At 47.7% G+C, this 25,499-nt stretch carries 22 protein-coding genes; 5 read left to right on the top strand and 17 right to left on the bottom strand.

The genetic code is table 11. The features are described 5' to 3' along the window. Positions 1–96 precede the first annotated feature (96 nt). From NST38_RS02680 to NST38_RS02670, 3 genes are all read right to left on the bottom strand, one after another. Positions 97–723 carry a nitroreductase family protein gene (locus NST38_RS02680; RefSeq protein ID WP_036607468.1) on the bottom strand — a complete coding sequence of 209 codons (627 nt, stop codon included), beginning with the start codon at positions 721–723 and terminating at the stop codon, positions 97–99. Positions 724–788: 65 nt separating this feature from the next. Next, positions 789–971 carry a hypothetical protein gene (locus NST38_RS02675; RefSeq protein WP_047840337.1) on the bottom strand — a complete coding sequence of 61 codons (183 nt, stop codon included), beginning with the start codon at positions 969–971 and terminating at the stop codon, positions 789–791. Positions 972–986: 15 nt separating this feature from the next. Further along, positions 987–1,451, bottom strand: coding sequence for an RrF2 family transcriptional regulator (locus NST38_RS02670; protein WP_047840338.1), 465 nt, complete (start codon positions 1,449–1,451; stop codon positions 987–989). A 430-nt stretch (positions 1,452–1,881) separates the two neighbouring features. Between NST38_RS02670 and NST38_RS02665 the strand changes: the two genes are divergently transcribed. Both NST38_RS02665 and NST38_RS02660 read left to right on the top strand, forming a co-directional pair. Then, on the top strand, positions 1,882–2,613 hold the full coding sequence (locus tag NST38_RS02665; protein ID WP_076254456.1) for an MBL fold metallo-hydrolase: 732 nt from the start codon (positions 1,882–1,884) through the stop codon (positions 2,611–2,613). Further along, a complete protein-coding gene (locus NST38_RS02660) occupies positions 2,610–3,182 on the top strand; it encodes a TetR/AcrR family transcriptional regulator (RefSeq protein ID WP_076254454.1) in 573 nt (190 codons plus the stop codon). Before NST38_RS02665 ends, NST38_RS02660 begins: the two co-directional genes overlap by 4 nt. 1,067 nt (positions 3,183–4,249) lie before the next feature. Here NST38_RS02660 and NST38_RS02655 read toward each other — a convergent pair. Genes NST38_RS02655 through NST38_RS02645 form a run of 3 tightly spaced genes read right to left on the bottom strand, consistent with a single transcriptional unit; the run spans position 4,250 to position 8,012 of the window. After that, positions 4,250–5,380 carry a hypothetical protein gene (locus NST38_RS02655; protein ID WP_076254452.1) on the bottom strand — a complete coding sequence of 377 codons (1,131 nt, stop codon included), beginning with the start codon at positions 5,378–5,380 and terminating at the stop codon, positions 4,250–4,252. A 54-nt stretch (positions 5,381–5,434) separates the two neighbouring features. Further along, positions 5,435–6,877, bottom strand: coding sequence for a glycosyltransferase family 2 protein (locus NST38_RS02650; RefSeq protein WP_083685134.1), 1,443 nt, complete (start codon positions 6,875–6,877; stop codon positions 5,435–5,437). Then, positions 6,858–8,012, bottom strand: a complete 1,155-nt coding sequence (locus NST38_RS02645; protein ID WP_076254450.1) for a HEAT repeat domain-containing protein — start codon at positions 8,010–8,012, stop codon at positions 6,858–6,860. The genes NST38_RS02650 and NST38_RS02645 overlap by 20 nt, the downstream gene beginning before the upstream one ends. Positions 8,013–8,229: 217 nt before the next feature. Here NST38_RS02645 and NST38_RS02640 point away from each other — a divergent pair, with 217 nt between their 5' ends. After that, the gene (locus tag NST38_RS02640; protein WP_176873064.1) at positions 8,230–8,715 is read left to right on the top strand and encodes a CcdC family protein; all 486 of its coding nucleotides are present in this window, start codon (positions 8,230–8,232) and stop codon (positions 8,713–8,715) included. 120 nt (positions 8,716–8,835) lie between these two features. Here the strand turns inward: NST38_RS02640 and NST38_RS02635 are convergent, their stop codons facing one another. The 5 genes from NST38_RS02635 to NST38_RS02615 form a co-directional block, all read right to left on the bottom strand. Beyond that, positions 8,836–9,849, bottom strand: a complete 1,014-nt coding sequence (locus NST38_RS02635; RefSeq protein ID WP_036607487.1) for an NADP-dependent oxidoreductase — start codon at positions 9,847–9,849, stop codon at positions 8,836–8,838. A gap of 174 nt (positions 9,850–10,023) precedes the next feature. Beyond that, positions 10,024–10,770 (bottom strand): type I methionyl aminopeptidase, encoded by a 747-nt coding sequence (gene map, locus NST38_RS02630; protein ID WP_036607489.1) that lies wholly within the window; start codon positions 10,768–10,770, stop codon positions 10,024–10,026. 840 nt (positions 10,771–11,610) lie between these two features. Further along, positions 11,611–11,859, bottom strand: a complete 249-nt coding sequence (locus NST38_RS02625; protein ID WP_017690948.1) for a hypothetical protein — start codon at positions 11,857–11,859, stop codon at positions 11,611–11,613. Between the two features lie 162 nt (positions 11,860–12,021). After that, positions 12,022–12,873: a serine/threonine protein kinase gene (locus NST38_RS02620; protein WP_179087963.1), complete on the bottom strand. Its 852-nt coding sequence runs from the start codon at positions 12,871–12,873 to the stop codon at positions 12,022–12,024. A gap of 105 nt (positions 12,874–12,978) precedes the next feature. Then, positions 12,979–13,665, bottom strand: coding sequence for a hypothetical protein (locus NST38_RS02615; protein WP_083685128.1), 687 nt, complete (start codon positions 13,663–13,665; stop codon positions 12,979–12,981). Between the two features lie 545 nt (positions 13,666–14,210). On the opposite strand from NST38_RS02615, the gene NST38_RS02610 reads away from it, so the two are divergent. Beyond that, on the top strand, positions 14,211–15,164 hold the full coding sequence (locus NST38_RS02610) for an L-lactate dehydrogenase (protein ID WP_036607494.1): 954 nt from the start codon (positions 14,211–14,213) through the stop codon (positions 15,162–15,164). Between the two features lie 164 nt (positions 15,165–15,328). On the opposite strand, the gene NST38_RS02605 is transcribed toward NST38_RS02610, so the two are convergent. The 6 genes from NST38_RS02605 to NST38_RS02580 all read right to left on the bottom strand — a co-directional run bounded on the left by NST38_RS02605 (position 15,329) and on the right by NST38_RS02580 (position 23,361). Beyond that, positions 15,329–18,037, bottom strand: a complete 2,709-nt coding sequence (locus tag NST38_RS02605; protein ID WP_076254446.1) for a PAS domain S-box protein — start codon at positions 18,035–18,037, stop codon at positions 15,329–15,331. 642 nt (positions 18,038–18,679) lie between these two features. After that, positions 18,680–19,414 (bottom strand): ABC transporter permease, encoded by a 735-nt coding sequence (locus tag NST38_RS02600; protein ID WP_076254444.1) that lies wholly within the window; start codon positions 19,412–19,414, stop codon positions 18,680–18,682. A 1-nt stretch (position 19,415) separates the two neighbouring features. After that, entirely contained in the window at positions 19,416–20,132 is a 717-nt protein-coding gene (locus tag NST38_RS02595; protein WP_036607500.1) for an ABC transporter permease, read from the bottom strand. After that, positions 20,129–21,043, bottom strand: a complete 915-nt coding sequence (locus tag NST38_RS02590; protein WP_036672188.1) for an ABC transporter ATP-binding protein — start codon at positions 21,041–21,043, stop codon at positions 20,129–20,131. The genes NST38_RS02595 and NST38_RS02590 overlap by 4 nt, the downstream gene beginning before the upstream one ends. A gap of 84 nt (positions 21,044–21,127) precedes the next feature. Further along, on the bottom strand, positions 21,128–22,651 hold the full coding sequence (locus NST38_RS02585; RefSeq protein WP_076254523.1) for a sensor histidine kinase: 1,524 nt from the start codon (positions 22,649–22,651) through the stop codon (positions 21,128–21,130). A 26-nt stretch (positions 22,652–22,677) separates the two neighbouring features. Further along, positions 22,678–23,361 (bottom strand): response regulator transcription factor, encoded by a 684-nt coding sequence (locus tag NST38_RS02580; protein WP_076254442.1) that lies wholly within the window; start codon positions 23,359–23,361, stop codon positions 22,678–22,680. A 227-nt stretch (positions 23,362–23,588) separates the two neighbouring features. Between NST38_RS02580 and NST38_RS02575 the strand changes: the two genes are divergently transcribed. Then, the gene (locus NST38_RS02575; protein ID WP_076254440.1) at positions 23,589–25,349 is read left to right on the top strand and encodes an alpha-glycosidase; all 1,761 of its coding nucleotides are present in this window, start codon (positions 23,589–23,591) and stop codon (positions 25,347–25,349) included. Positions 25,350–25,499: the final 150 nt, after the last annotated feature.

The raw sequence follows: 25,499 nt of genomic DNA, 5'->3' as shown, positions 1-25,499 counted from the left end.
ATATGCCAAACAGCCGCACCTTCCCTCAACAGGAAAGTGCGGCCGTTTGTATTATACCTATATCACTGATGCAATCATCAGATTTAACTTTCTAACTTAGAAAGAACCTTTAACAACTACCTCAGACAACGGTAAACGTCCTGACGGGCGAGCTGGCTGTGCAGCTTTACCTACTGTAATCAACAACGTTGGCACAAATCGTGCAGGAATGTTGAATGTTTCCATCAGTTTTTGTGGATTATATCCACCGATTGGACATGTATCGTAACCCAGGGAGCGTGCAGCAATCATAATATTTTGGGAAGCAAAAGATGCATTGCGGATCGCTTCATCGCGAGCGATTTGCGGGCTTTGGTAAGCACCGTTGATCTGTCCAACCAATGCGTCACGAACCTCAGCAGTCAGTGCGCCTGCTTCAACAGCTTGATCGTAGATTACGGTGTTACGGTTTGCTTCCAAATCTCCAAGAACAGCAATCGTAACCGAACTTTCCACGATCTGACTTTGACCGTAAGCAACTGGCAGCAATTTCGCTTTGTCTGCTTCGGATTCAATCACGAGGAATCTCCAGTGTTGCAGGTTCCATGAAGATGGTGCTTCCGCAGCTGCTGTCAGAATCGCATTGAGATCAGCTTCAGGCAATTCAAACCCTTTTTCGTACTTTTTGACAGCATGGCGTTCGCTAATAACGCGAAGTGTTTCATTTTTTTCAATGCCTGACATGTGTTCCACTCCCCAGAATCTAGTTTGTTTATACTTCTTTTACTTTCGCAAGGTGATCTCGAAGTTTACTCTACCAGGGATTTTCCTTCCGAAAATAACATCAGCGCAGACGATCTCTCCTCATCTGTGTTCAGGTTATGCCCGGAATCGCTTGAGAACATCAATGGATCTTTCACCGGAGCATACGCCCATGCCGTAACTTGTCCACCATGCCTGACTAAACCAAGACCATATTCATGGAGGACCATTCGTTGTGGACTCCGTCAGGACTTCTCCTTTGCAGATAATCCCTTCAGCGATAAGTTTAACGTTTCCCCATGACCTATGCGTTCTTTCACATCCTGAATGGATATACGATCAAAATAAGCGCTGAGCGCCTCTTCGCCACCATTATAAATGTTCCCCATCACATCCTGCATATTGGAAGATACCACGCATGATGAACCGGACTCCCCTGAGCACCAGTTGGGACCGAGTGAACCACCAGCTACCAGTCTGTACAATTCTCCCAGCTTGATCTCTTCACTTGGACGGCTAAGCAAGTATCCACCATGAGCACCTTCCTTGGTCGTCAGGTAACCATGCTTGCGCAGAACACTAAGTACCTTACGGACTCTGGCCGGGTGTGTACCCACACTCTGGGACAAATCTTCACTATTGGCCATACACTCATCTCTCATCGACAGAAAAACAAGACAATGCACCGCTATGGTAAATTCACTGTTCATAACTTACTCCTTCCCGGCTTACAACACCGATGAACTCCAACTCAAGGTAAGTATAACTGTCATTATATGAATAACAGTTATGTTTGTCAACTTTCACCCAGCATGGAGATCAAACGTGATTTTTCCTGTTATACCAATACTTACAGCTCATCAACATAATTAAGCTAGGATGAACATCCCGTCTTCATTTTAATCCAAAAAGAACAAAAAAGTGAGCCTTCCGCTACGCGAAGGGCTCCAATAAGATAGACATATGAAAGGGCTTACGTGATTATTATAATCGGTATTCCCCAATTTGAAAACGCTTTTTTTGTAAAGTGCATCATTATTTTAAATTTTTTTTATTTGAATAAATTAAACAACAGGTATTGCTAAAACTAATCCCATTAGTTATTATACTAATACCATTAGTTTTTAGGAGGGCTTAACGATGCGTATTACCCGAGAATTTGATGTCGTTCAAGTTACGTTTTTCCCAAGACTCTTCCCTGTGAACGTATACCTGGTTGAAGAGGAAGATGGTTTAACCCTGATTGATGCCGGAATACCGGTCAGTCTTAAGGGGATTTTGGCAACTGCCCAGTCCCTTGGAAAGCCCATTACCAAGATCATTCTGACTCACGCGCATAGCGACCATATTGGTGCGTTGGATCGTCTCACAGAGGCACTGCCCCAAGCCGAGGTCTTCATCTCCAGACGAGATGCACGTCTATTGACGGGTGATACTTCCCTTCTTCCCGGTGAGCCTCAAACCCCGGTACGCGGCGGCGTGCCTAAGCCCAAAGCGGTGCGCACCCAGCCAAACCACTTGCTGGATGACGGTGACCAGATTGGTTCACTGGTCGCCGTTGCCTCACCAGGACATACGCCGGGGCATATGTCCTTCATGGATACGCGCAGCCGCGTGCTCATCGCTGGCGACGCGTACCAGCTGCAAGGCGGCCTTGCCGTATCCGGCCGCGTGCGCCCGCTCTTCCCGTTCCCCGCGCTGGCGACGTGGAACCGCGAAGCGGCTCTGGCCAGCGCGAAGCGCCTGGCGGAGCTGGAACCGTCCGTGCTGGCTGTAGGCCACGGACGGATGCTGCGCCAGCCCGCGGCCGCCATGCGCGCGGCAACCGCTGATGCACAGCAGCGGTTTGATCTTGCCGGGGGGCAACTATGAGCCCCCGGCAAGGGCTGGATCGCGGCGCTCTGCTCAGCGCTGCCACCCAGCTTGCTGACAGCGACGGCTTTCAGGCGCTGACACTGGCCGCGTTGGCACAGCGGCTGGATGTGCGCTCGCCGTCGCTCTACAACCACATCAGCGGACTTCCCGGGCTTCGCCAGGAAATGGCGCTGATGTCCGTGCAACAGCTTAGCCGCGCATTAACCGCGGCTATCGCTGACCGCACTGGCGATGATGCCATTCAGGCCATCGCTGCGGCATACATTGGCTTCGTCCGCGAGCACCCCGGGCTGTACGAAGCCTCATTTCATGCCCCGGATCGCGAGGAGCCACAGCTCGCCGCGGCCAGCACAGCTACGCTGGAGTTGCTGCTGCACAGCTTGCAGCCCTACCCGCTAACCGAAGCGGAAGCATTGCACGCCGTTCGTGGTTTGCGCAGCCTCTGCCATGGATTTGCCTCCATTGAGGCACAGGGCGGCTTCGGCATGAACTTTGATCCGGACGAAAGTCTGCGTCTGACCGTATCCGCCTTCCTGCACGGACTCCGGCATCTTCACCAGGACTAGTATGACACGCATTGCATCATGAAAAAGGACTGCAGAGGATCTGCAGTCCTTTTTACATTGCCCTGTACTGGTACATCCCATAGATTTGGCAGTAATAATGTTATAGTTGCGCCAATGACTTTTAACAAATTAACATCCACTTTGAATTCATCTTTCATCGGCTTGTGTTCTTTATAATTTCTTTCTTTATAATTTCATTTAATACAGAAGAAAAAGGGCGCCTCGGTTGCGTGATGCCATGATCGGTACCCTCTGACCAAAATCTAACGAACCGAGGACACTCTATAATGGCAATTAGAGCGAATAACAACAACTAACGAACTCCACACGTCCTATTTCGCAGAAAACTGGCTGCGGGACAGGAATAATGAGTGTATTCCGTCATTTAACGTGTCTGTGATTCGTTACATTTACCAACGTACCAAATTAGGCCCAAAAAGATGTGCTCAGTTCGTTAGAATGTGCTACGTACGGTGCTTCAGATCACGATGCCATAGACCACTCGTCCACTCATCATATTGGCGCATAAGTCCAGACACACATTGTGTTATGGAGCTAAATACGGAGCGATCATGCTCCAAATTGTATTGATCATGCGGATGCGGATACATGGCTAGATAAGGATCTTACCTTGATCATAATGCACATAGTAGTACATGTTTTATTACTATTCATGTATAGATCACGCTATAGTTCAGTGCACACATTGTTGCGATTCTAGATACGGAGCTTACCCTGTTCGTGATGCACACTTTAATACGTGTCCTAATACGAATCATTTTATAGCTCACACTACATGTACGCCGCAGCGGGATAATTTTTGTTTTGGATCTAGCTACAACTCCCATTGTTCAGGGCGGTAAGAGTCTGAAACATATTCGATCTACCCAGTCCCAGTCCCATTTCACCTGGCAATCTGATCCTTACTTGATACGCCCTGTCTCTCAACCGCACTTTTGCCTTTCACATCTACGCACTTCTCTAATATGTACATCTCCCGTTCCTCTCGAAAGGTGGAATGGACGCTGGTTTCCCTCTTTCCATTGAAACGGTTCTCGATAGCCTATCTATGGCCATTGCTGCCGTCCATCCTGCACTTCATTCAAAATATGCTTCATCACGGGCACGTACACCTTCCAGTAGAACATGTCCGGAATATCTTTCTGATCTGGCGTAAGCTTGGACCGGACGACCTCCCATCCCCGGATTCGGCGCCAGAAGGAATAATGCTTCATCTCTCCAAAGGACCCTGCCATGTAATACGACCGATTATAGTCGTCATATCGGACAAGTGCAGCAAATTCCGCCGGAATTCCTGCATCCACCAGCTTCTGCTCGCCTGTCTCCGTCAGATCCGTCTTATACCAGGCCAGTATGGAATTCTTCTGTTGCGGCACAATGATATCAAACCAGCCATTGTAATGTATATCCTGGGTTATACCGCTCCAATCGCTGCCTTCCGGTGTAAATGCAATCTGTATATTGCCTGTCTTCACATCCGGACCTTTCTCCAGTACCATAACCTGTCCATCCATATGGATCAGCAGCATACCCGCTCCTTGATAAGACCATTTCTTCTTCTCCTGCTGCTCATAGTTCGTCCGAATCCAACGGGGTACTTCCTCTATACTTTGCAGATTAGATACCGATTTCCCTTGCCATCCACTGCTGTTCACACCCAAGATGGGGTATAGTTGCTCTCTTGTCATCTTGGAAGCCGTATTTGCCAATGCACTGTATTCGGCAACAATCGTTACCCCTTTATACGCAGCCTCGCGGATTTTCTGCACATCATATATCGTTAATCCTTCATAGATTCCGCCTTGTTTCCCTTCACTCTTCTGTGCAGACAGACTACTCCGATTCGCCGTCAGATAGATCAGATCCGTATCTGTCACCTCATCAGGCAGCAGTTGCTTCATCCGTGGAAGCCCGTTCTGAAGATCATAGCCGTAATAATCCTCTTCATACGAGTAGTATTCCCCTGTGTGCTGTACAATCTTCTGTTGATTCAGAAGCCAAACCAACCCCTTGTGCCCCTGATAGGACAAGTCCGGTCTGCTCTTGTCAATAATCATGATGTTCAGTGAAACCGGGGCCTGGGATTGCCACATAATCCAGGGGACAACCAGCACCACCGATACCACTGTAAAACAAGCCAACGTCCACATCGTGGCTGGCCTGTAACTTTTTTTCATGAAGCGTATTCCTCCTTGCTCTGTTCCAAGGTATTGTCAGGATCGATCGTTAGATTACCCTAATCCATGTCTGCTGTCCTTTTCCTCTGCCTTCCGCAATCCCATAGCCTGCAACATGCCATATATACGGGATATGTTATTCAGCGGTCTGAACCAGAACGTCTCCGTACATGCATACAACAGCAGACGTGTCACCTCTCGGGACGTATATACCTTGCGTGAACACCATATTTCGAACATCACCACACTTGCGGACAACAAGGAACCATAGAGGGTCAGTAGCAGAACGAGAATGATGCATAGGTTAATATCCACCCACTGTAGCCCTATGCCTGCAATGAACAGCACGATCGCTCCCAGTTCCAACACAGGCCCCAACAATTCGATCAAAATAAAATAAGGGATGGATACCATACCCATCCAGCCATAGGCCGGATTGAAGATCATGCTCCGCTGAGTCCATAGACTGCTTGCAAGCTGCATGTGCCAACCGATACGCTGTCTGCACAGCTGACGCCATGTACCGGGTACTTCTACCCTGCAGATCGGATCGGGAATATATATAATACGGCCACGTTTCCGAATCTGCTTCATATGTTTCTGCAACCGCATCACCAGTTCCATGTGAGCGACCTGGTCATCGCGCTTGTATCCTCCAACTTCCAACACCCGGTTCTTTTTGAATATACCGAATACTTCAGACGTAAATAAAAGCACATTAATATTATAACGAACAAGTCCCACGCCGCTAATCAGAAAAGCACGCACGTATTCAATGGTCTGCATTACAAACAACGTACTGCCCGTCCTTCTTGCGCCGTTGTGGGTTAAATCCGTTTGATTCGTATTTCTGGAGGCCATGAGATCTACTCGTCCACTACAAGCAACGACCTCTTCTCCTGGGAGAGCATCCATAACGGGCTTCATAATCTTCACCAATGCATCCCGTTCCAGAACTGTCCTGGGTCCAACAGAGGCGATATAAGGATATTGCGAGATATTCAGACCGGCATTCAGGGAGTCCATTCGTCCCCCATACGCCTTGTCGATCACAACCAGACGATGATGTAATCTGGATTGGTAGACACATTTAATCTGAGCCGTCTCCTGACCGAGTCCCGAATAATGAACTTTACTCCGAATGGGCATCAGATCATAGGTTTCTTTTAGACGCCGCATGGTCTCATCCTCTGATCCATCATTAATGATAATAACCTCATAACGTGCATACTGCATATCCAACAGACAGCTGATTCGCTGTACGATCGTATCCTCGCTATTCCGCACCGGAACAAGCAGGGATACCGCAGGAGCCAGTTCTTCATCCAACATCTCATGATATTGCAGCGGGTCCAGATCCCTCTGGCGGATCAATGTGCGAGCGGCAGCAACGACCAGAACACTACACATCACAATCGCTAACACCAGATAGATAAATATCCCCTCGTAACATGCCAAAACAAAACTCCGCAGCATCTCAATCCATCTTTCGTCCATACTGCATCCTTTCCAGCGTTTCCTCCGCTATCTGCCTTGCATATTTATCCGGATGGTTTACAGCCGTATCCCGGAGCTCTTCAAGTCCCTGCTCGTACCGGGCAAGAGAGTTCGCCGCTTCCTGTCGGATCTGAAAAGAAGGATCACCCATCATTACCTTCAGTCTAGGAATAAAAGCATCCGCATGAACAGTACCCATAAGCTGGGTCACTGTTAGTCTTTCAGAGCGTTGCCTCTCCTCACCAGATTCGTTCCATACCAGCAATAGCCCCTTCAGCAACTCTTCGCGACCTCTGCTCACTTGAGCCAATGCCTGATAAGCGTGGGTACGCAGCAACGCATCCTCTCCAAGAATGAGCTTCTCCAGTAGAACAACGGCACCCTCCGTCTGGTCATCTCGAATACGAATGGCATGGACGATATTAGACTGGATCTGGTAAGGTACATCCTTAAAATGATCCTTCAGACGAGTCCAGGATGAATCGGTAAGCAACAGCAGAATCTGCAGATACTGCGAATCGGACCATACATATTGCTCACGCAACAATTCCTTCACGATTCTGAAATAACCGGTTCTGGCATATATGCGCAATATGATGAAGCGTTCAAGCGGCGTACAGGAAGTAACCCGGAGCATATCCTCTAACCTGGGCAGAAGCTCTATCATATGAAACTGTTCAATATATAACAACGTGTTGACCCGTTCACTCCACTTTCCCGTCTTCAGAACCGACCGGTATGAACTTCCAAAGACTTGCCAGGATAACAGACGAATTCGCAGAATCTCATGCTCTGCCGGACCTTGAGCGAGCCGTTGCAATAACAACTGCTGCAAAACGCTCTGTTGATCTCCACTCATATTCAGTAAGTCAGCTTTCACTTCTCCTTGGCCCAGATACTGCTGTAACACCGAATCTTCGGAAAGTAATTCCTGCATCAGTACCGTCTTAACCTTTTCCCTGCGTCTACTGCTATATTTCATCCATAAGATGTAACTGTAGATAACCAGCAAAAAAGCTAGTACACTTGCACATATGAGGCTGACCACATGTACTAACCAATCTGTATTACCTGCAAGCCACCCTCTATGATGTGAGCCGATAAGCTTGATATACATCCATTGTTGTCCAATCATTGCATGATTTCCCCTTAATCGAATAAACGGCCTTACAACGGGCACAATAATACAAAATTTTCAAATACACCCTGTGAATACATATCGGGTATATGATACACTAAGCTTTCTATCGGCTTTCTGCGTTTGTGATATAATAGGAACTGAAAATTCCGGCAATTCGTATTGGGTTCCGGATCTCCGGATAACATATTATTCCAGAAAGAGGGAGTTCTACGTGGCTCAAATCAGTCCGTACTACCTGCAAATCGGAGCAACCGTGGGCATGCTTGTCATGGCACTGCTTGCCATCTTCATCCGCATGAAAGCCAGTCACAGACCGGTGACCATTCGTAAAATCCTTATTCCTCCGCTCGGCATGAGCACAGGATTTCTCATGTTTGTTGTACCGGAGACTCATGTTCCTCTACTCTGGGCATTCATTGCGTTTCTGGTGGGCTGGTTCCTCTTCTCCTATCCCCTCATTCGCAGTACACGGTTTGAACGAGTAGGTGAAGAAATTTTTGCCACACGTTCTCGCAGCTTTGCTTTTATCTTGCTTGGATTGCTGGCCGTACGCCTGATCCTGCATGAAGTCATTCAGCGATATGTAAGTATTCCGCAAACAGGCGGATTGTTCTTCCTGCTGGCTTTTGGCATGATTGTACGCTGGCGTGTATATATGTACAAACACTACAAAGAAGTGCTGGTCGCCGAACACTAGTCACCCTACATAGACCACGCACAGATTTACAGATAAAAAAGACACGTTCTGCTGCACCCTCGGTGTGCAGAACGTGTCTTTTCGTTTTCAACCTAATTGTACATGTAAACCATTCAATATCTATTCAGGATCTGCAACCTTAACCAGTTGCTTGCCCAGATTATCTCCCGAGAAGAGACCCATGAATGCTTCCGGCGTCTGTTCGAACCCGTCCACAATGTTTTCTTCATACTGGATATGACCTTCCTTGATCCATTTCGCCAACTTGGCGCGGCCTTCCTTGAAGGATTTCGTATAGTCACCCAGCAGGAAACCTTTCATTAATGCTGTATTTGTTAACAGCAACGTCTGTGGTCGCATCCCGATATCCGGCTTCTCCAGATTATAAGACGAGATCTGACCGCATAACGGAATACGTGCATTCCGATTGATGTGGCGCAAGACTGCATCCGAGATGTCACCGCCAACATTGTCAAAGTAGACATCTACGCCGTCCGGGCAAGCCCGTTCAATGGCCGCTGACATATCCTGCTCCTTCTTGTAGTTCAACACCACATCGAAGCCCAGCTTTTCTTTCAAATAAGCGCATTTTTCATCAGAGCCTGCAATACCAACCACGCGTGCTCCCACAATTTTACCAATCTGACCTGCAATCATGCCTACCGCTCCGGCTGCTCCCGATACAACAACCGTTTCGCCGTCCTTCGGTTTGCCGATGTCCTCCATACCAAAATAAGCCGTCAGACCCGTCAGGCCCAGCGCACCCAGGTAAGCCGTGATTGGTGCTTCTTCGGTATCAATTAGCGAAAGATCAGCCGTATTCACTGCGGCATATTGTTGCCAGCCCCACATACCGGATACGAGGTCACCTTTGCGCAGATTCGGTTCCGAAGATTCCACAACCTGTCCAATGGCTCCACCCTTAATCACTTCATTTAACGCGTACGGTGCAGCATAGGATTTTGTATCTTTCATGCGGCCCCGCATGTATGGATCAACCGACAAATATAATGTACGTACCAGGACTTGCCCAGCTTCCGGTTCAGGAAGAGGTGCATCAATGAATTTGAAATTCTCTCTGGATGGGGCACCTTCGGGACGAGAAGCAAGTACGATCTGTTTATTTAAAGACACCAAAATTACCTCCTTGTTGCCAAGTGGACGCAAGGTTAACCCTTGTCAGCTGAGATCACTTACCACTGGCTCTGTGTTATCACTTCTTAATAGTTTAAACCGAAACAGGCGGTTCACAAACGTGGGCCGCCTTGAAATATGCAAATATCGTCACATTGTAGCTGCTTTTGGCTATTATTGTGCTGTCAAAATCACTGGACCATCCGCCGTAATCGCAATCGTATGTTCATACTGGGCAGACAGACTTCCATCCAAAGTACGAGCAGTCCATCCATCTGAATCCAGCTTACTTCGGAACGTACCAATATTCAGCATCGGTTCGATCGTAATAACCATGCCTTCCTTGAGACGCGGACCCCGATGAGGCGGACCGTAGTGAGGGACTTGTGGTTCCTCATGCATCTTCTCACCAATGCCGTGTCCGATAAACTCACGCACAACCGATAGGCCTTCACCTTCTGCATACACTTGAATCGCATTGGAGATATCTCCGATCCGGTTGCCCACCACGGCAAGTTCAATGCCTTTGTACAGAGAGTTTTTGGTTACATCCAGCAGATGTTGTGCTTCCGGAGTCACTTCACCTACGGCATATGACCAAGCCGAATCCGCCAGCCAGCCATTCAGATTAACGACCATGTCGATTGTAACGATATCGCCGTCTTTCAGTGCATATTTTCCCGGAAACCCGTGACAGATCACATCATTAACCGACGCACATGTCGCATATTGGTACCCGTTATATCCCTTTTGTTCCGGCGTAGCGCCATTTTTCTTCATAAAAGCTTCTGCAAACTGATCGATCTCCTGTGTCGTAATGCCTGGACGAATCATCTTTGCAATTTCTCTATGGCATGCGGCGAGAATTTCTCCGGCTTTTTTCATATATTCAATCTGTTCTTTGGTCTTTATTGTAATCATAACAACTACTCCTGTCCGTTAAGATCTTATCCTGTCCTCTATTGTAACGCTAAACACTCAAAATAAAAAATTCCGTGCGATCAGCAACATCCTATTATACGCCAAGCTCCTGTCCAATGAATACAATTATCCATGAAAAAATCGAAACCCCTTCTGATTTAGCTGCGTATATGCTTAAAACAGTTGAAGTCGAAAGGGTGAAAGCTCATGTTCAAAAAGATTATCGGCAAACTTATCGATTCCAAATCTTCATCTCACCGCAAACGTCATAGCTCCTCCGACAGGCGCTCATATAAACGTCACAGCAGCTCCTCAGGCAAGCGTTCCTACAAGCGCTATTCTTCTTCAGATGTGAAATACCGGGATAGCCGTAGTGGCTCCGGGTATTACAAAAGCAGAAAATATAGCTCCAGCTAAGCGGCTTTCACCACTGCTTTAAAGAGCAATGATCGTGCCAGCAGCTTATTAGACGCTACAATAAATGAATATGTAATAAAGGGGTGTTCGCTAGCCGTACTTACGGCCAGCAGAACACCCCTTTATTTGTTTCTATATAAGTATGTATCAATTTTGCTGATTTTGATGTCTTAATGCTTCAATATAGCAAATTCGCTTATCCAGGGAGAACGAATAATACACTTTAAATTTATCAACTAATATCCGGTACGTCCCTTGCCAGGATGGTTCCTGAGCTGGCATGGATTCCGCCATGACAGCCACTTTCATCTCAATTCTTCGAACTAGTTCAATCTTATAGAGCTTTGTCTCTTCCTGAGTGAAACGAACACTTCTGATTTGAGCGAGAGCCTTTCTTGCTGAAGGTGTCCACTGGATCAACATCTATAAATTCCCTTTTTCAATTGCGTCAATTATATCATCTGTAGAGTAGACCCTACCCGAAGAAATATCTTTTTTGGCTTGCATAATTAAAGTTTTGAGCTCCAGATCACTTTCTATTTCTTCCTGAACCACGTTTTCCAGCGGCTTGATTAAATAATGCTTACCTTCAATATCCACAATGGTGTCTTTTTTGCTATGAAACCATGTTTTGAATAATTCGGCATGATCGCCTTCCAGTTTTTTAAGCATAAGATGAATCGCCTCCTTCAACGTGTAATTGTTATCCATTATATCATTTAACCCACTGTTTTGATACGTTGTGCATTTTCAGTAAAAAGGAAAAAGACCCCTGCAGATATCATACGAAGAGGTCACGGATAACAAATATAGATCCGCCTATAGAGCTTATTTTCATTGTAATTTCAGCAACACTTTCTCAATCTCTGCCTGTAACTCTGTCGCCCCACCCTCATAACTTAGCCGGAGTCCAAGGAGTCGCTCCAGCATCTGGTGCAATTCCGGCGTAAGCTTAAGTTCCTCCTGCCAGCTGGCGGGTTCACGGCCCTTCTCTGGCTCATAAGCCGAATACAGCATAAAGAGAAGAAAGTGGCCGATATCCTGCAAATCATGATCCGGTGTAGCCGGTTCATCTTCAGGCTCAGGGACTTCACGCATACGTCGCTTCAGCTCCGGCAACAACGGCTCCCCCAAGCGTCTCGCCAGGCCAAAGTCAATCAGATGCACCGTCCCTTCACGTAAAATAACATTGGGAATCCGCACATCTCCATGAATATATCCCTGCTCATGCACATGAGCCACCGGAGCCAGCAGTTGACCTGCCAATTCCACACATTCCCGCTCCGTATATCGAAGACCTTGCTCAAATATGCAATCTTCCAGCGTCTGTCCACGAATATACTCGGTAACGATATAACTTCGTCTCCCGGATGTGAACACATCCAATAGATCAGGGATCGCTGGATGATGCAGACGTCTCATCACGTCCGCCTCCCGCTCCAACAGGTGCGCAGAGAGTCTGCCCTTGCTAGGCTTGGACTCCTTCAATGCCACTTCCCTGCCGTTCTGGTCATCTGTACACAGGTATGTCAGCCCATAGCTCCCCATACCCAGCAATTCCTGTATTGTATAACGCTCAGCAATGGTCGTGCCTTTCCGCCGAGGACGATCCGTCCATAGTCCGAGCAATCTTTGCCAACTTCGTCGCAGCTCCACAGATCCTCCCACGCCAGCTTCCTGATCCACTCAGTCTTTATCTATACCGAGCAGTTCTTTGCCAGTCTTCATGTTGTATGGAGCTTATTATATCAGGCCCATAATGCAAAATCACGATGGGTAAATGCCTGTTGCTCAAGCTTCCTTATGCTTCTTGGGCAGGAACCCGAACAACATACGCAGGGATACTCCTTTGGGTTTGCGTTTTCTTCCCTGGAAACTGCGCAGATTGGTTACGAGTTCACGATCCCGCTCCTCTTCCAGCTTCTCGTTCATCCATAGACGCTGTTTCTCCATCTGTTCCTGAAGCGCCATATGTGTCTCCGCCAGATGCTGAAGGGTCAGCTCCAGTTCATCGACCCGCTGTTGCAGCAGCTGTACCCGATCATCCTGCTGTTGTTCCACGGCACCATAAGTCACCTCACTTACCAGTTGCCCCAGACCTTCATAGGATCTCAGATTACCCATTATTTCAGGTTCTTCAGGGAATACGGATGACATGGCTGTCGCTGCACATTCCGTCTCTGACAGACTTTCAATCCCCGTCACCGGTACATCTACTTCTACTACAGCTACAGGTACTTCTGGAGCCAATACAGTCACCACAGCATCAGCCAGGGGTAGATTATGCTCTCTGAGTTCGGTCATCAGGCGTTCAATGCACTCGATGTCGTCGGACTTGAATAGTCTGGATTTGTTGGCGGACCGTTCGAACCGGTATCCCTGTTCTTCCAGTGCAGCCGCATATTTACGAAGAGTACTGGCACCTATGCCCAGGCTCTTGGCCGTTTCCGTCGTTGCTCCTGCTTCTTCAATCATCATTAATTCCCTCCCGGAATGAAGTCTTTTGGGAATCAATTTCATAATGCCTTTAGTGAGTTATGAAATTGATTTTTGGATAAAAACATTATGGCTTCAGCGTTCCTTTATGGAACCGTCATCGGATCGGGGCAACCTGTCTCATGGATCAAGTATGCTTATCTTTTGCTTGTCCGTATGTATTCGTCAGCTTCTCGGCAGATCCCTTTGGCGGTTTTGTTCTGTTTCTGCGGATTCCTAAGAAGTTTTGTCAGGTATATGATCCGCACAAATAACCCCCAATCCGACAACAAGCATGAATGCTGTCATGTCGAATGACACAGGTGCAAACGCCGTCAAATCTTATGATTATGAATTATTCATGTCAATTTTGTTAACTCCGTTACTCCAATACGCTCCCGCGATAGCGGATATCATTGCTGCACAGCTTTTCCATGTGTTATCTTATGTAACGTAGAAGTGGATTACAGCATAAAATAAAGGACTATACTTAACATAGGACGCATTAGTAACGGATAAATATCAATCTAAATGGGGGCTGAACGGCAGTGTTAGGCAAATCAGGCAAAGTAGCGGTGATCGGGGCGGGTCTTGTCGGTTCGAGTTGTGCGTATTCCATGATTAATCAATCGATATGCAGGGAAATTATGATGGTGGACCGGACGTATGACCGTGCTGTAGCGCAGGCACTGGATTTTTCCCATTGTATGGACTTCACACATAACCGCACCAAAGTATATGCAGGAACGTATGCCGATTGCGGCAATATGGATGTGATTATCTTAACCGCTGGGGCAAATCCCAAGCCAGGACAGACACGGCTGGATATTCTGGAGGAAGCGGAATCGATTGCCAAAGACATCGTGGTCCCGATCATGAACAGTGGATTTAACGGGATTTTTGTCGTCGCTGCCAATCCGGTTGACATAGTAACTTATATGGTATGGAAATTATCCGGCCTCCCGCGCGAACACGTCATCGGTACAGGCACGTCCATTGATTCTTCACGACTCAAAACACTGCTATCTGAAGTCTTCTCCATCGATCCACGCAGTGTGCATGGTTATGCTCTCGGAGAGCACGGAGAATCACAGTTCGTAGCCTGGTCCCATGTGACCATCGGTGGCAAACCGATTATGCATATCATGGATCAGCACAAGGAGCGCTTCAAACATCTGGATCTGGAGGATATTGCACGCAAAACGAAAGATGCGGGATGGGAGATCTTTACCCGTAAAGGTTCTACCCAATTCGGAATCGGTAATGCCCTCGCGCATATCACCCGTTCCATCCTCAATGACGAACACAAGATCATCGCCGTATCGGCTATTCTGGACGGAGAGTACGAGCAACACAACGTTTGCGTCGGTGTTCCTGCAATCATCGGTGGCAATGGTATTCAAGAGATTATCGAATTGAATCTGGATGCAACGGAACGTGAGAAATTCAACAATTCCTGTGAAATCCTATCAGGTAACATCAATCGTCTGACATTGGTATAAGCCATTCGTATACAACTCCACTGTGTATGCTTCAGTTCAACTTCAAAAGTCTGCCAACACAAACATGCCAATAACATTCCATGTGAGGAGTCTTATTGGCATGTTTGTGTTTATTATTTTTCACAGCCAGATGAATCAATTTCATAATTGATTTGAGTAGTTGTTCAATTCGGTGCAAGCTGAGGTTCGTCCCTTGGCCCCCACTGTTGTAACACCCGCTTCAACTCACTCAGCATAACCGGTTTGCTAATAAAGTCACGCATACCAATCTCCAGACAAGCTTCCTTATCTTCACGTTTGGCATTGCTTGTAACTGCGATGATTGGAGGTATGCGATCCTGTGGAATTAGGCGGTGTAACAGGTCTGTCGCCTTCAGTCCATCCATCACAGGCATATGAATATCCATCAGGACAATATCATAAGCATTCTGAGAGATGGCATCAATTGCCTCCACACCATTAGTACATACATCTGCGTGGTATCCGAGCTTCTCCAGATATTCTCGCAAAATCTTCCGGTTCACCGGATGATCCTCCGCCACCAGAATACGCATGGCCACCTTATCACTTTGACGTGTGCGATCATGATGGAACTGACTTGCTGTCTGTTCTGCTGAAGCATCTACACTCGCCGCAGGAACAGCAAACCGGAAGGTTGAGCCTTCCCCTTCTATGCTCTCGACACTGATACTACCTCCCATGATCTCCACGAGTCGCTTGGAGATGACCAGTCCCAGTCCGGTACCACCATACTTCCGGTTAATCACCGGATGCAGTTGAGAGAAGGACTGAAACAACTGATCCAGCTTGTCAGCCGGGATGCCAATTCCCGTATCTTGCACCGCAAAATCAAGAACACTGTCTTCAGGCTTTCTACCCTTGATAATATCCACGGCAACCTCAATGCTTCCCTGATCTGTGAACTTGAGCGCATTGCCAACCAAGTTCACCAGAATCTGCCGGATACGTATGGCGTCACCGACCATGAACTCAGGAATGCTTGGATTGAGACGATATCTGATCTCCAGATGTTTCTCATCTGCAAGCGGTTTAAACAGTTCGGCAACCTGTTCCAACATCTTGCGTAATGCAAATGGTTCATAAGCCAGTGCCATTTTCCCCGATTCCAGCTTACTGAAGTCCAAAATATCATTAAGGATGTTCAGCAGAGCATCGCCGCTGTCTCGAATAATCTCGGCATATTCACGCTGTTCTTCCGATAAATCGGTACCGATCAACAATTCTGTCATCCCCACGATCCCGTTCATCGGTGTCCGGATCTCATGGCTAACCATCGACAGAAATTCCGACTTGGCCTGAGCTGCCAGCTCAGCTGTCTCTTTGGCACGTACAATTTCACGTTCGCCAGTCACATCATTAAATACAACCACCGCGCCCTGAATCTGTCCCTGTTCAATAATCGGCGTCACCTGATACTGCACCAGAAAGCTGCTGCCATCTTTACGCCAGAACACATCTTCCTTGATTGAACGTATCTGTCCATCCAACACAGTCATGTGGATCGGGCATTCTTCTTGTGGCAAATGACTTCCGTCTGCACGGGTGTGATGGATGATGGGATGTGAGTTTTTGCCAATGAATTCTTTCGCCTCATAACCGAACATCGAAGCTGCTGCTGGATTCATAAACATGGTGATTCCATCCGCATCCAAACCAAATATTCCTTCTGTAACCGTGTTGAGAATCAGCTCATGTTGCTTGCTGAGCTCCTGAATCCGTTCCGTGTATTCCTTGCGCTCGGTAATATCGGACACGATCCCATAGACGCCCACCATTTCCTTATCCACAATAATGGGCACATTCGTAACAGATACTTCAATCTTCCGACCACTTGAATTGACGACTCGGGTCTCATAATATTGCGGTTCGCCTTGCTTCACCATGTCAAAATAATGTTTGCCATGTTGCACTTCGCATTTATCCAGATTGGATAAAAAAGATTGGCCAATAAGCTTATTGCGCGGAATATCCAACATTTGCACCAGTTTGCTGTTCACTGCGCTGTATTTACCTTCCAGATTCAATGAATACACAGCTGCCGGGTTATGTTCGAACAACGATCTGTATCGCTGACGGCTTTCCCGAAGACGTCTTTCCGCATCCTTATGCTGGGTGATATCCCTGCTGATGCTTACAATCTGGACACTCTTGCCACGCTCTCCAGCAACAGGTTTCGCCAATGTCTCCATCCAGATATAATGTCCCTTCTTGTGCAACACACGCATCTTGCAGCCATTGCCGATCTTGGAAAGATCCATAGGGTCCGGATAATCTCCCGAATAACAATAATCCTTGAAGGACTTACCTATGACTTCCTCCGGCTTATAACCCAGCAAGGTGTACACGGAAGGGGAAACGTATAACAACTCGCCATCCGTAGCACAAGTTGTAATCAGATCTTGTGCATGGTCAGCCAGCACCTGATATTTCTCCTGTGCCTCCTTAAGCTCACGTTGCACTTCCAGGATATCGGTAACATCTTTGGCAATGCCATAGATTCCGACAACTTCTTTTCCCTCCGTTATAGGCACATACGTTATCTCTGCCTGTTTCAGGGAACCATCTTTATGATAAAAAGTAATGGGATTACTGACTGAACGTCCAGCCAGTACCTCTTTAATGTATTGTTTGCGTGAATTTTCACTGTCAGGAGGACAGATCTCACTCTGATTCATACGAATCAAGTCATCCAGTGTATACCCAGATATCCGCTCTACCGAGGGATTAGCATCAATATAGTTTCCATGGATGTCCATTACATAAATGGCATCAGGATGGTTGAAAAACAGTGATTGGTAAGAACTTCCCTCAGAAATAATGCGCTTCAGGGTTTCCGTTTTATTAATATCCAAGGCTTACCCCTCTTTTCTCAGCCAATATCTTCATCTAACAGCAGGGATTAATTATCCCTTACAAAAATGGGCCTACCCTCGAATAACCATGTAAGCCTGCCTAGAAACAGCTTTTTTTATTTTACCAGATTCTCGTCTCATTTTGCTTGCAATCTATGATTCAATTCACACGATGTGTGAGGTAATACTTGGAATTTTGATTTACTTAGGAGGTGCCTGCAAAGGCAGACAATTTATACAAGGATCAATGTAAGCCTCTAACAAGTTTGAAGTTCAATTCCAAGTCAGCTGATTCTGACGAATGGCTAAGCAATTTTCTAAAGAACCCAGGACATCTTATTTGGCGTACATATGCCCTTTTTATATTTTAAGGAACATCAGACACGTTAATCCCCATAATCTCCTGTCATATACGCTGCAAACGGTTGTTTCATTGGATATAACATGTCTCAGGTTCCTTAGATTGCTGAGATCACTTCAAATCCTTGATTAAGACTCCTCAGGTTCGTTAGGGAGCTGACCATTCATGATGGGTGGGTCAGACATTAGAAAAAATCCTCCTGAAGCCTACATACAATGGAGTTTGCATGTTTTGCTTAAAGAGGATTTTGATCTACGATAACCAAGGGTGTAACGGATTATTCAGATTTCTTTTTTTGCAAAATACATCATGCCGATTCCAATGAAAATAACAGCACTGCCTCCAACAACCGCCAGCATTGTGACCAGTGGAACATTGTAGGCTCCGAAACCTGTGCCGTCCACGGGTGTCATCAGAATCATCGGTTGTGCCCATGGATAATACGGCCCATATGTCGCCGAGTTTACAATGAGAATATTCGGTATGGTCAGTGCAAAATTCAGTGCGAGCGGTGCGGCGAAGCTGCTCCACACTAATGAAACGAACATCTGCAGGGCAGCCAAGGGGACACAGGCCAGCAACCCAAGCAGCAGTTTTCCTACCAAGAATCCCCAAGGTACTGGCATTGTAATGCCATGAATCATGCCTGCCAGCAGAATGGACATCAGCAACAATGCTTGCGTACCCGCCAGAAGCATGAGTACAATCGTCAGTTTACCTGCATATACACCTGAACGTGTGAGCGGCAAAACCAGCATCTGCTTCCACCCTCCACCTGCATGTTCAAAACGGCAGACAAAGGACGTAAACACGCCAGTCAGCATCGGTAACAATAACAATCCGTGTAGGAAAACCATCGTGGTCATCAATACCTGCCAATTTCCCGATGGCGTGGACAACAGTCCGATGAGCAGCGCAATGAGTGGACTCAGCAGAATCAGGAGCCATATGGGCGATTTGCTCATTTTCAATCGTTCAGCGGACAAGATTCGGAAGTACGTTGTCGCAAAGCTCATATCAGGCCACATCCTTCCGGCTAAAATGCACCATACCCAGCAACAGGATTAATAACCCTAGACCTGCCCCCATGCCTGCATACAGGTATGGATTAGGCCCATTCCAGGCCATCTGTGCCCATGCGAGCGGAAAGATTGGTGAGATACTGAGTGAGAACATACCCGTTATCGCGAGAACGATGCCCAACGTGACGGGAAGCGCCTGATTTTTGTTAACCATCGTGAGCCACAACTCCAGTGACAACACCGGAAGTGCACCAGCCAAAGGCAATAGCCCCAGCTTGATCGCATGTGTCCAAGGTATTTCGCTGGCATGGAATCCGAGGATCAGACCCAGACCTACAATGCCTGCGGTTAAGAGCAGGCAGGAGATCACCAGCAGCACACAAGCAAGCAGGAACTTGGCTAAATACACGGCTGGTCTGGGAATGGGCATCGCGAGCAACTGTTTCCACGATCCCTGTTCATGCTCAACATTAGCGATCATGGAGCTGAGAATGGTTGCTCCCAGCATCAGAGACAAGGGCACAAAGACAACCACATTGCCCAATAATCCGCCCCACAGGTTATCTGCATACTGCTCTTTCAGATAGTCCAGCCGTAAGCCAAAATTAAGCGCCTGCATCGCTGTCAATCCAAGAGGGGCCAGAAAGACAAGAAACCAGATCCCTTTCCCCCGAATCTTGAGCCAGTCTGACGATAATGCACGCCCGGTCATATGGAAGCCCCCTCGCCAATGACCCGCATGAACAGATCTTCCAGCGACTGACGCTGTTCCTCTACACGATACACATCATGATCCTGCTCAATTAATCGGCGCACAAGCAGTGCCACTGAACTGTTATCCATATAAGGAAAAGTTAATGCAGAACCTTGTTGCTGACCAAATTGGCCCTGTTCTCTCGCCAGCTTCATAGCCTCTTCCGGCTCGGAAACCGTTAACCGGATAGAGCTACCCGTCTGACTATGCAGACTTGCGATGGTATCCTGAAGCACCATCTTGCCTTCACGGATAATACCAACACGACTTGCCATCTGTTCGACTTCACTCAGCAAGTGGCTGGAAACCAGAACGGTAATGCCATGTTCCAGCGGCATGCGTTTGATCAGTTCCCGAATCTCCTGAATACCGGCAGGATCAAGCCCATTCGTTGGTTCGTCCAGAATCAGCAGCTCCGGTTCACCCAGCAAAGCGCTGGCAATACCCAGACGTTGCTTCATCCCAAGGGAATACCCCTTCACTGAACGTTTGGCATCCTTGGTCAGATCTACAATGGACAGCACTTCAGCAATTCTTGATTTTGGTACATTGATGATGCGGCGCAAAGTTTCCAGATTCTCTACTGCGTTCAGATGGCCGTAATAGGACGGGTATTCGACCAAGGAACCCACACGGCGCAAAATATCCATGCGATCCTTGCGGATATCCTTGTCGAAGACACGGATCACACCTTTGGTTGGTTTAATCAAGCCGAGAAGCATGCGAATCGTTGTTGTTTTGCCGGCGCCGTTGGGACCGAGGAAGCCGTAGATATCTCCCTTTTTAATATGCAGATCAAGTTCACGGACCGCTGCACGGTCCCGGTATGTTTTCCATAGATTAGCCGTTTGAATAATATTTTCACTCACTGTATGATCACCTCAGAACTATCGTAACCTTCCAAGGTTAAAGCCAAAGTAGTCTCTAGTTTAAGTTTAGTTTAAAAAGCTATTTCAGCGGTTTGTTGTTTCCTTATTTCCCTTACCACTGTAGATATATGTCTGTACACCCGCATCGGAACTATCTACCCGCTTGCGCAGACTCATCTCACGAATCAACAGGTCTACAATGGATAAGCCCAGACCTGTGCCTTTTGTGTCGGAATCCTGCTGCATTCCCGGACCCCGATCCTGAATAACAATAGCCGTCTCACCCTGAATCTCCTGGGTTGATATGCTAATATACTTCCCGCTGGCGGCATGACGGATCACGTTTTGGAACAAATTATCAAGTACACGGCGCATGCCCTGTTCATCCATATGCCAGATCAGCGGTTCCTCCGGGAGGTCAATATCAATCTCGAATTGCTCTTTCTCCCAGACCGGGTACCAGGCCGCCGCCGTTTCCCTGACGATCCGCAGTATATCTTTCTCTTCCAGCTTCAGTGTATATTTCCCGCTCGTGAGCAAGTTGTAGGATAACATGTTGTCAATGAGCCCGCCGAGGTCCTCCATCTTTGCTTCCATGCGATGTAATGAACGGTCACCTTGCTCGCTCAGCTCTTCCTTGTGCAAGGCATGCATATGTCCACGAATCACCGTTAGCGGGGTACGCAGATCGTGGGAAAGCCCCGCAATGAGACGTTTGCGCAATTGTTCCTCCTCGCGTTCACGGTGACGGCTGTCGGACAGTTGATGCACCATCTGATTGAAGGCTTCTTCCAGTTGACCGATCTCGTCTGACTGGCGGATATCTACCGGAAGCGGGAGGCCTTCCTTGCCTGTGGTCATCATGGCTGTCTGCAAACGAATAAGTCGTTTGCGAATGCGTGCGAAGAAGAGAATCGACATCATGATGAAGCTCAGAAAGATGATGGTCATTACAATGCCGAGATACAAAAGTTCCAGCAGCCCGTTACTGTGATTCATTTGCAGAAGTGATCTCGGCACTTCAATGATCATGAAGCCCTGTCCTCTGTCCTTTTCACCCCCGCCAATATATGAAACTACGGTCAACGGATCGCGAAAGGAAGCTTCTTTCATGAATTGCACGGTATTGTTCGCATTCCATTCGGCTGGAATTCGGGTCTCTGCCGTTTGCCCGGAATCCAGTGACCATCTCAATGTCGTGTCTGTCCTGCCATCCGGCGACGTGGAATTCAGAAGCGTTACATCTTCACTACCGAGAATAAAGAGGGTCTCACCGCTCGCTTTCACACGATACATGGAAGCTTTGGGATACGAGCCATGTAATTGCTCCAACTGGGCCTTAATCTCTTCATCCGAAGCACCATCCAGGTTCTCCGCTTCAAGCGACCAGAGGTTACTGATCTGGGTAACGTCACCATAAGGTGCCGCTTGATTCATATTCGTGTTATTCACTACAACAACATATATGATGGACATGATCGGAAGAATGACGGGGACAAATAATACAGCCGCCAAGATCAGGATGATGTATCTGGACATCAAGGACCGCCCAAAGCGAAGCTTACGCCGCCCGGATTGCTTTTGCTCCATGCTTCGTTCTCCCTTCATGATCTTCCGTTCTCTGAACCACCGAATCATGGCTTCTTCACACGATATCCCACACCACGGACTGTCTGAATAACTACTGGATTGGCCGGATCAAGCTCCAGCTTTTCGCGTAGATGTCGAATATGTACCATTAAGGTTTTGTCCCCATCCAGATAGGGCTCGTTCCAGACGGCTTCATAGATCTGCTCTTTGGTTCGAATCATGCCCATATGTTGTAGCAGGTAGGCGAAGATGTGGAACTGTTTTCCCGATAAAATAATCTCATCTCCCGTCTCCTCATTGACGATCCGGTTGTCCTTCTCATAGATGGAGAGATGATCCAGCTTCAGGGCTGTATCCGATGAGACCGCTGTTCCTGCCTTACGCAGTTGTACTTCAATCCGGGCAGCCAGTTCATCGGGGTGAAATGGTTTGGTCACATAGTCATCGGCAAAATCAAGACCGTGCAACTTGTCGTCAATGGACGTTCTGGCCGAGAGCATGACAATGGGCACCGCGGGATGTTCTTTTTTCAGCCGCTGGCCCACCGTAAATCCATCCAGCCCGGGCAGCATGACATCAAGAATAATGAGTGAACAACCGACAGCAGCCTCCGCTGCACCTTCACCACTGCCGAGCCATACCACCTCATAACCGCGCTCCTCCAGATCGGCTCTGACCCAAGTCGCAATTTCCGTATCATCTTCAATATATAACAGTTTGGTTTTCATCCGAATATTCGTTTCCTTTCTGCCCCCATTGGGTTAATGATATATCTGAGCATCATCATGATAAAAGCTGTCTATAACATATGAATTCATGTCTTATTGAAACAATGTTCAAGCCTTTACGTTACCACACATGCTAATTATAGCTTATCCATTAACGTGGGGAATGTCATATTAATCAAGTCTACCAAGTACATACAAGTTCTACACCTGACGGGAGGAATTTCATTATGCTGCTGGAAGCCATCTATCATCAACCGAAACGAAACTGGGCCTATGCCTATGACCAAGATACAATCCATCTGCGCCTGCGTGCCAAAAAGAATGATCTGACCGAGGTACATGCCCTGACCGGGGATAAATATGCGTGGGATGCAACCAAAGCGCTGGTTCCCTTAACCAAGTTTACCTCTGACTCCATGTTCGATTATTACGAGGGTGAGGTGAAACCTCCCTACCACCGACTGAAGTACTCTTTTCTGCTCAAAAACGGAGACGAACAGATCTGGATGACCGAGACGGACTTCCAGGAAAAAGAACCAGACGACCCGGGCCGTATGTTCCAGTTCCCTTATATTCATGCCGGAGCTGTATTCACACCCCCTGCATGGGTTAAGGACGCGGTGTTTTATCAGATTTTCCCTGAACGATTCGCCAACGGCAACCCGGATATTAGTCCGGAAAAGGTAGAGCCGTGGGGTGGTGAGCCGACACCTTTCAATTTCTTCGGCGGTGACCTTCAGGGCGTGATCGACCATCTGGATTACATCAGCGATCTTGGCATTAATGCGATCTACTTCACACCCATCTTCGAAGCCACTACCAATCATAAATATGATACAGAAGACTACCTGCGGGTAGACCGGCACTTTGGTGACGCAGATACCGTGAAACGACTGGTCGAGCTGTGCCACGCACGTGGAATTCGCGTACTTCTGGATGCTGTGTTCAACCATTCCGGGAAGACATTTGCGCCGTTTGTAGATGTGCAGAAGAACGGAGAACAATCCAAATACAAGGACTGGTTCCATGTACACGAATACCCGTTGGACGTGAAGGACGGCATTCCAACGTATGAGACCTTCGGATTCGAAGCGCACATGCCAAAGCTGAATACGGAGAATTCCGAGGTTAAGGCCTATCTGCTGGAGGTTGCCGAGTACTGGATTAAGGAAGTGGGCGCGGACGGATGGCGGCTGGATGTGGCAGACGAAGTGGACGATGCATTCTGGCGTGATTTCCGCCGTGTAGTCAAAGCGGCTAATCCGGATGCCTACATTCTGGGCGAAGTATGGAACGAGTCTTCTTCCTGGCTGCAAGGCGACCAGTTCGATGCGTCCATGAACTATCCGTTTACCGATGCCGTGAATGCTTTCTTTGTGAAAAATACGATGCACGCCGAACAGTTCGCAAACTCCATCGGGCGACAGTTATCCCGTTATCCGCTTCAGGCCAGCGAAGTGGCGTTCAACTTGCTGGACAGCCACGATACCACGCGGCTGCTCACGCTGTGTGAAGGCGACCAGCGCAAGATGAAGCTGGCTGCGTTATTCCAGTTCAGTTATATGGGTGCTCCGTGCATCTATTACGGAGACGAGATTGGCATGGACGGCGAACATGATCCGGGCTGCCGTAAATGCATGGAATGGGATGAAGCGAAGCAAGACCGAGAGCTGTTTAACTTTTATCAGAAACTGATCTCCCTACGTCATGCTCATCCTGCCCTGCGTGCAGAAGGCACCGTTCGTTTCCTGCAGGCTCGTCCCGATGGCAGCCAACTGGTATTTGAGCGACAAAATGAGGAGGAACGCATTCTGGTTCTGTTCAATCGATCAGAAGAGACGGCTATTGTCGAGCTGGAGGCTGGTGACGAGGAATGGACCGAGTTATTCGGTGGAAACCATCGTACTGCCAAGGAAGATGGCATACTCGCCATTGAACTGCCCGCGTATGGATATGCCGTACTGAGTACGGCTGTGAGCCAGAACTAGAGTCATAATACACATTCATCTGAAGTCAAATATAAGTATCCTAACTTCGCTTCATCTGGCAGCATAAAACAAGCGTCCTGCATAACCCGGATTCGGGTTCGCGGACGCTTGTTTTGTAATTTTGTATTCGCCGTTATACATCATAATGTC

Source organism: Paenibacillus sp. FSL H8-0104, assembly GCF_038050215.1.
GTDB classification, from domain to species: domain Bacteria; phylum Bacillota; class Bacilli; order Paenibacillales; family Paenibacillaceae; genus Paenibacillus; species Paenibacillus amylolyticus.
Note: the sequence above shows the minus strand (reverse complement) of the source record. Positions and strands in the feature narration are given on the sequence as shown.

What these genes read in the sequence shown, in the direction of transcription:
- NST38_RS02580 (WP_076254442.1), bottom strand. Translation starts at nt 23,361, where the DNA reads ATGAAAACCAAACTGTTATATATTGAAGATGATACGGAAATTGCGACT.
- NST38_RS02615 (WP_083685128.1), bottom strand. Translation starts at nt 13,665, where the DNA reads ATGATGATTGAAGAAGCAGGAGCAACGACGGAAACGGCCAAGAGCCTG.
- NST38_RS02680 (WP_036607468.1), bottom strand. Translation starts at nt 723, where the DNA reads ATGTCAGGCATTGAAAAAAATGAAACACTTCGCGTTATTAGCGAACGC.
- NST38_RS02660 (WP_076254454.1), top strand. Translation starts at nt 2,610, where the DNA reads ATGAGCCCCCGGCAAGGGCTGGATCGCGGCGCTCTGCTCAGCGCTGCC.
- NST38_RS02650 (WP_083685134.1), bottom strand. Translation starts at nt 6,877, where the DNA reads ATGGACGAAAGATGGATTGAGATGCTGCGGAGTTTTGTTTTGGCATGT.
- NST38_RS02625 (WP_017690948.1), bottom strand. Translation starts at nt 11,859, where the DNA reads ATGCTTAAAAAACTGGAAGGCGATCATGCCGAATTATTCAAAACATGG.
- NST38_RS02645 (WP_076254450.1), bottom strand. Translation starts at nt 8,012, where the DNA reads ATGATTGGACAACAATGGATGTATATCAAGCTTATCGGCTCACATCAT.
- NST38_RS02575 (WP_076254440.1), top strand. Translation starts at nt 23,589, where the DNA reads ATGCTGCTGGAAGCCATCTATCATCAACCGAAACGAAACTGGGCCTAT.
- NST38_RS02675 (WP_047840337.1), bottom strand. Translation starts at nt 971, where the DNA reads ATGGTCCTCCATGAATATGGTCTTGGTTTAGTCAGGCATGGTGGACAA.
- NST38_RS02655 (WP_076254452.1), bottom strand. Translation starts at nt 5,380, where the DNA reads ATGAAAAAAAGTTACAGGCCAGCCACGATGTGGACGTTGGCTTGTTTT.
- NST38_RS02670 (WP_047840338.1), bottom strand. Translation starts at nt 1,451, where the DNA reads ATGAACAGTGAATTTACCATAGCGGTGCATTGTCTTGTTTTTCTGTCG.
- NST38_RS02600 (WP_076254444.1), bottom strand. Translation starts at nt 19,414, where the DNA reads ATGAGCTTTGCGACAACGTACTTCCGAATCTTGTCCGCTGAACGATTG.
- NST38_RS02665 (WP_076254456.1), top strand. Translation starts at nt 1,882, where the DNA reads ATGCGTATTACCCGAGAATTTGATGTCGTTCAAGTTACGTTTTTCCCA.
- NST38_RS02595 (WP_036607500.1), bottom strand. Translation starts at nt 20,132, where the DNA reads ATGACCGGGCGTGCATTATCGTCAGACTGGCTCAAGATTCGGGGGAAA.
- NST38_RS02585 (WP_076254523.1), bottom strand. Translation starts at nt 22,651, where the DNA reads ATGAAGGGAGAACGAAGCATGGAGCAAAAGCAATCCGGGCGGCGTAAG.
- map (WP_036607489.1), bottom strand. Translation starts at nt 10,770, where the DNA reads ATGATTACAATAAAGACCAAAGAACAGATTGAATATATGAAAAAAGCC.